Genomic DNA, 5,525 nt, shown 5'->3' on the forward strand with positions numbered 1-5,525 from the left:
TCGCTCCCACCGCCCAGGAGGGCAAATCCAACCGCCGGGGCGAACTCAGAACTGGATAAAACTTGGGGGCAAGGTCAGACTTCACGCGTGGAGTTTGATTTTTCGGAGGAGCAGCGGCTTCTTAAGTGCGGCGTTCACCGGCCGATGGCCGAACATTTCGGCTTCGATCGTCGACGCAAGCACCAGGGCGAAAAGCTCCGCTTTAGCGAGGCGATTTGGGCGCGGTATGCCGGACTCGGGCTTCTGACGCTGCCGTTTCCGGAGCCGTATGGCGGCTTCGGCGGTGGCGCGGTCGAAATAATGATTGTGATGGAGGAGTCCGGCAACGCACTGATCCTTGAGCCCTACTTTGCGACTGTAGTGCTCGTTGGGAGGCATCCTGCGGCATGGGGCGAGCGATGCGCAAAAGACCGAGCTGATCCCGGCTATTGCGAAAGGGCGGATAAAGCTCGCGTTCGCCTGCGCCGAGAACATTCGGGCTACGATCTGTTTCAGGTCGAAACGGAGGCGAAGGAGGACGGCGACGGCTGGTTCCTGAGTGGGGTCAAAGGACTTGTGCTCCATGGCGATGGCGCCGACAAAATCATCGTGTCGGCGCGAACCGCGGGAGGGCGGCGGGAAAAAGAAAGGGATTGGCCTGTTCCTGGTCAATTGCGATGCGCGTGGCCTGATGCGCCGTGGCTATCCAACGCAGGATGGCCTGCGCAGCCGAAATCTCATCGAAAATGTGCGCGTTCAACCCGTAAATGTCACTGGAGAGCCGGCGGGCGCCTTTCCAGTCATCTCAAGGGTCGCGAAGGAGATGACCGCAGCTCTTTGCTCGGAAGCCATGGGCTGCTTCGCAACAATGCCGGTCACGCTGCCACAGCTGAAGACGTGCCAGCGGTTCGGCAAAGTTATTGGCTCCTCCCAAGTGCTTCAGCATCGAGCCGTCGACATGTTCGTCGAACTTGAGCAGCCGCGATCCATGGCGATGTACGCCACGATGATGGCAGTCGAAGGAGATGCGACGGAGCGCGCACGGGCGATCTCGGCGGCAAGTTTCAAATCGGTCAGTCGGCTAAGGCGATCGGGCAGCAGTCGATCAAGTTGCATGGCCGTCGGCATGACCATGGAGTACATCGCCGGCCACTACTTCAAGCGCGTGATCAGGATAGACGCTTTGTTCGGCGATGCCGGAACATCATCTCCGGCGGCTGGCTTCACTCGGGGGACCGATCAGCGATCAAAAGGATGCAACACAAAGCGGGATGTTGTCGCATGAATAAGGTAGTGAAACTCCAATATCATGATGAGGTCGCTATTATCACCGTCGACTATCCTCCCGTAAACGCGCTAAGCGCCGCGGTCCGCGGCGGCATCTTGGAATGTATGAATTTGGCGATCGCCCACCGTGAGCTGAAGGCGATCGTTTTGACGTGCGCTGGCCGCACCTTCATTGCGGGTGCTGATATCACCGAATTTGGCAAGCCGCCGCAGACACCGTCGTGGGACGAGCTTCTAACCGTAATTGAGGGGTCGCCTAAGCCCATTGTGGCTGCCATCCACGGCAACGCGCTCGGTGGAGGGTTGGAGCTGGCATTGGCGTCGCGACCAAGGACGCCAAGCTCGGATTGCCCGAGGTCAAGTTGGGTCTGCTGCCAGGCGGTGGTGGAACGCAACGCCTCCCTCGCGCCGTTGGGGTGGAGGTTGCAGTCAAGATGATCGTAGGTGGTGATCCGATCACCGCGGCAGAGGCGCTGAATACCGGTCTGATCGAGGAAATCGTGGAAAGTCCGGCGACGGGCGGTGAAGCGTTTGCTCGTAAGGTCCTGGCGGAGCAGCTGCCGTTGTGCATGCTTCGCGACGACGATACAAAGCTCGCCGCGGCAAGCGCCGACCGCTCGATTTTCACGAGAGCCGTCACTGCGATGACTAGGCGAGCCCGCGGGGCGGAAGCGCCATTCGCTGCCGCTGACGCAATTGGCGCCGCGATCGACCTACCATTCGAAGAGGGGCTTAAAAAGGAGGTCGCGGCCTTCCGTAAGCTCGTCGAAAGCGATCAGTCCAAGGCGCAGCGGTATGCCTTCTTCGCCGAGCGTGCAGCGAACAAGATCGCTGGTGTCCCGGACGGAACAATGCCGCGCCAAATTGCGCGCGTCGCAATCGTCGGGGCCGGCACAATGGGAGGTGGCATCGCAATGTCATTTGCCAGTGCCGGTGTTCCTGTGACCCTGATCGAGACCACGGAAGCGCAGCTCAAGCGGGGCCTGAGTTTGATCCACGAAACCTGGAACGCGTCCGCTGCTCGCGGCAGGATCCCCGCGGAAGCTCCGGCCACACGGATGGCGCTGATCAACGGCGCAGTTGGCGTCGACAATGCAAAGAATGCTGACCTCATCATTGAGGCGGTGTTTGAGACGATGGCCGTGAAGAGGGAAGTCTTTCGCCAGCTCGACCGATACGCCAAGCCCGGCGCGTTGCTTGCGTCAAACACATCCTATCTCAATATCGACGAAATCGCGAGAGAGACAAAACGTCCGCAGGACGTGCTTGGGATGCATTTCTTCTCGCCTGCCAACATCATGAAATTGTGTGAAATCGTGCGCGGCTCGCGAACTGCGCCGGAGGCGCTGCTGACCGCGAGCTCGATTTCGCGCAATATCGCCAAAGTGCCGGTCGTCGTAGGCGTCTGCCATGGGTTCGTTGGTAATCGCATGTATGATCAGAGCGGCAAGCAGGCGGATAAGCTCCTGTTTGAGGGCGCGCTGCCGCAGCAGGTCGATGCGGCCCTGACGAAGTTTGGAATGCCGATGGGACCGTTCGTGATGAGCGATATGGCCGGGTTGGATATCGGCTGGCTCTCACGCAAGGATCGGGGGAGCAAATCGGAGATCGCGGATGCGCTGTGCGAAGCAGGCCGCTTTGGTCAGAAGACCGGAAGGGGCTGGTACAAGTATGAAGCGGGCTCCCGGACCGCGATACCGGATCCCGAGGTCGAAACAATGATAGAGCAGACGTTAACTCGCCTGGGGCGCAAGCGTCGCGCCGTTAGCGAAGACGAAATCATCGAACGCGTGATGTACCCTATGATTAATGAAGGCGCGCGGATCCTTGAGGAGGGCGTCGCGTCGCGACCTGGCGACATCGACGTGATCATGGTCTATGGCTTCGGCTGGCCGGTCTAATGTACTACGCCGATCAGATCGGCCTAGATAGGGTCCTCGCCAAGATGAAGGCACTCCACGCCGCTCTCGGCGACGATTTCAAGCCAGCCAGTTTGCTTGAGCAGTTAGTCGCGGAAGGTAAAAAGTTCGCCGACTTTAAACGACCAGCGTAGTCTCCCAGAATCTTAATTTAGAATACCTCTTTGCCCAAATCGCCGCCTGTGTTCCCCGTAGGGGAAGAGTTAAAGGACCCGACCCAATGCGTGAAGCTGTTATCGTCGCCGCCAAAAGGACTCCGATCGGCAAAGCTTATCGTGGCGCCTTCAACAACACCCATGGCGCTACCCTCGGCGGCGAGGCAATCAGGGCCGTCATCTCCCAAGCGGGTATCGATCCGGACGAAGTTGATGATGTTATCATGGGGGCCGCGATGCAGCAGGGCACTACGGGCAACAACATTGCCCGGCAGGCCGCCCTGCGCGCCGGCCTGCCAAACGCCGTCTCCGGCATGACGATCGACCGTCAGTGTTCGTCGGGCTTGATGGCTGTGGCAACCGCGGCCAAGTACATCGTCCAGGATAGGGCTCCGATCGCCATTGGTGGTGGCCTAGAGTCGATCAGTCTGGTGCAGAACGACAGGTCAAACCACTTCATGGCGTTCGATCCCTGGCTAACCGAGCACGTGCCCGAGCTTTGGGTTTCGATGATCGAGACGGCAGAGATCGTAGCGGAGCGCTACGGCATCAGCCGCGAGGCCCAAGACGAGTACGCGCTTGAGTCCCAACTCCGCACCGCCAGGGCTCAGGCCGAAAGCCGCTTCGCTGACGAGATCGTTCCGGTCAGATCGGTGATGAAAGTGCTAGTCAACAAGGAAACGGGCGAGACAGCTGACAAGGAGGTTGTGATCACCGCCGATGAGGGAAATCGGCCGCGGACCACGCTAGACGACCTCAAGAAGCTGTCTCCTGTCTTCAAAGGCGGCCGTTACGTGAAGGAAGGCAGATACGTCACGGCTGGCAACGCCAGCCAGCTCTCAGACGGCGCTGCGGCGGTCCTGCTCATGGAACGTAAGGAGGCCGAGAAGCGCGGCCTGAAGGCTCTCGGTGCTTACCGCGGCATGGCTGTCGCCGGCTGCGGGCCCGAGGAGATGGGCATCGGTCCGGTTTTCGCGATCCCGAAGCTTCTCGAACGCAACGGCCTCAGGGTCCAGGACATTGACGTGTGGGAACTGAATGAGGCCTTTGCCTCCCAGGTGCTCTACTGTCGCGACAAGCTAGGTATCCCGAACGAAAAATTAAATGTCTCGGGCGGCGCAATCTCGATCGGTCACCCCTATGGAATGACCGGTGCCCGTTGCACAGCTCATCTGATGTACGAGGGGAGGCGCCGCGGCGCGAAGTACGGCGTTGTCACCATGTGCGTCGGCGGCGGCATGGGCGCTGCAGGCTTGTTCGAAATCTTCTGAGCCCTAGTGAGTTGGTGGCGTATTATCGGATTTGAGAAACCGGCGTTTTCGCGATCTCACGTGCCCGGTTCGAGCAAGGAGAGGCTGCGTCCTGGAGCGTTGGGGAGCTCCAAGGTACAGCGTTGATCGGGCGTACTGGCTGTCGGCGCGTCATAAAGGAGATTTCGCTTCCAAGGCTTCGTGCCGATCATGCGGTCGGAGCCGCAGCTCGTGGCTGCTCTTTGCGGTGACTTCGAACGTCGGGCGGGTGGCTGAGCATTTACGCCAAGCTCACGAGACGTTCGTGGCGCGACGGTATCGGCGAACTTTCGGTCGTCGCGCTAAAACCGTTCGATCGACGCCAATGGACATCAAGCTGCATCCGCGGCCCGAGCCATGAACCGGTTGCGCGTGCGCGGAGAAGGTTTCTGCGGTCGATCGAAAGTTACTGCGCTGTCCGAGCAACGCGGCAAACTGTTGTCGCGCGTGAATAAAGAGCGGCGAACGAAAGCGCACAGCGTGGAACGTGTTTTTTGTTCTCGCTTGGGATAAACGGTTAAGGCATTAACTCACCCCTATGAGGCTAGCGCAAAACGTCGAGTTTGCCGGCCCGACGCAGAAATTCGACACCGAGAGCCTCTCCTTTCGCGGAAATCTGCTCCAAAATTGGCTAACTTTTCGTGAAAGCCGACCGAGCCGTCCATCAGTCGCAGAGCTGGCGATGCGAGCGAAGTGTCTTTGACGAACACGAAGGTGTCTTCGAGCGGTTGCGTTCTCTGCCTCTCGAAAAGGTACAAGAGGCTACGGGCGCTCCGGCACTCAGAGTTGCTGGACGCACGGGAGGAACGAGAGTTGATACCACGCACACACGATGCGTTTGTTAGGTTTTGGAATATTCAGAAGACTTATGACGGCGAGACGCTCGTTGTTAAGAA

At 59.4% G+C, this 5,525-nt stretch carries 1 protein-coding gene and 2 pseudogenes; all 3 read left to right on the forward strand.

Annotation, left to right across the window (positions count from 1 at the left end; genetic code table 11):
• Positions 1 to 87 precede the first annotated feature (87 nt).
• The 3 genes and pseudogenes from AC0L3C_RS36075 (at position 88) to AC0L3C_RS36085 (ending at position 4,611) form a co-directional block, all read left to right on the forward strand.
• Positions 88 to 1,268: pseudogene (locus AC0L3C_RS36075) on the forward strand (acyl-CoA dehydrogenase family protein).
• A pseudogene (locus tag AC0L3C_RS36080) lies at positions 1,261 to 3,319 on the forward strand (3-hydroxyacyl-CoA dehydrogenase NAD-binding domain-containing protein). Before AC0L3C_RS36075 ends, AC0L3C_RS36080 begins: the two co-directional pseudogenes overlap by 8 nt.
• An 86-nt stretch (positions 3,320 to 3,405) precedes the next feature.
• Positions 3,406 to 4,611, forward strand: coding sequence for an acetyl-CoA C-acyltransferase (locus tag AC0L3C_RS36085; RefSeq protein ID WP_473410397.1), 1,206 nt, complete (start codon positions 3,406 to 3,408; stop codon positions 4,609 to 4,611).
• Positions 4,612 to 5,525 lie beyond the last annotated feature (914 nt).

The organism is Bradyrhizobium sp. WSM4872, from assembly GCF_055811715.1.

Coding starts and splice junctions, on each gene's coding strand:
- AC0L3C_RS36085 (WP_473410397.1), top strand. CDS start 3,406: ATGCGTGAAGCTGTTATCGTCGCCGCCAAAAGGACTCCGATCGGCAAA.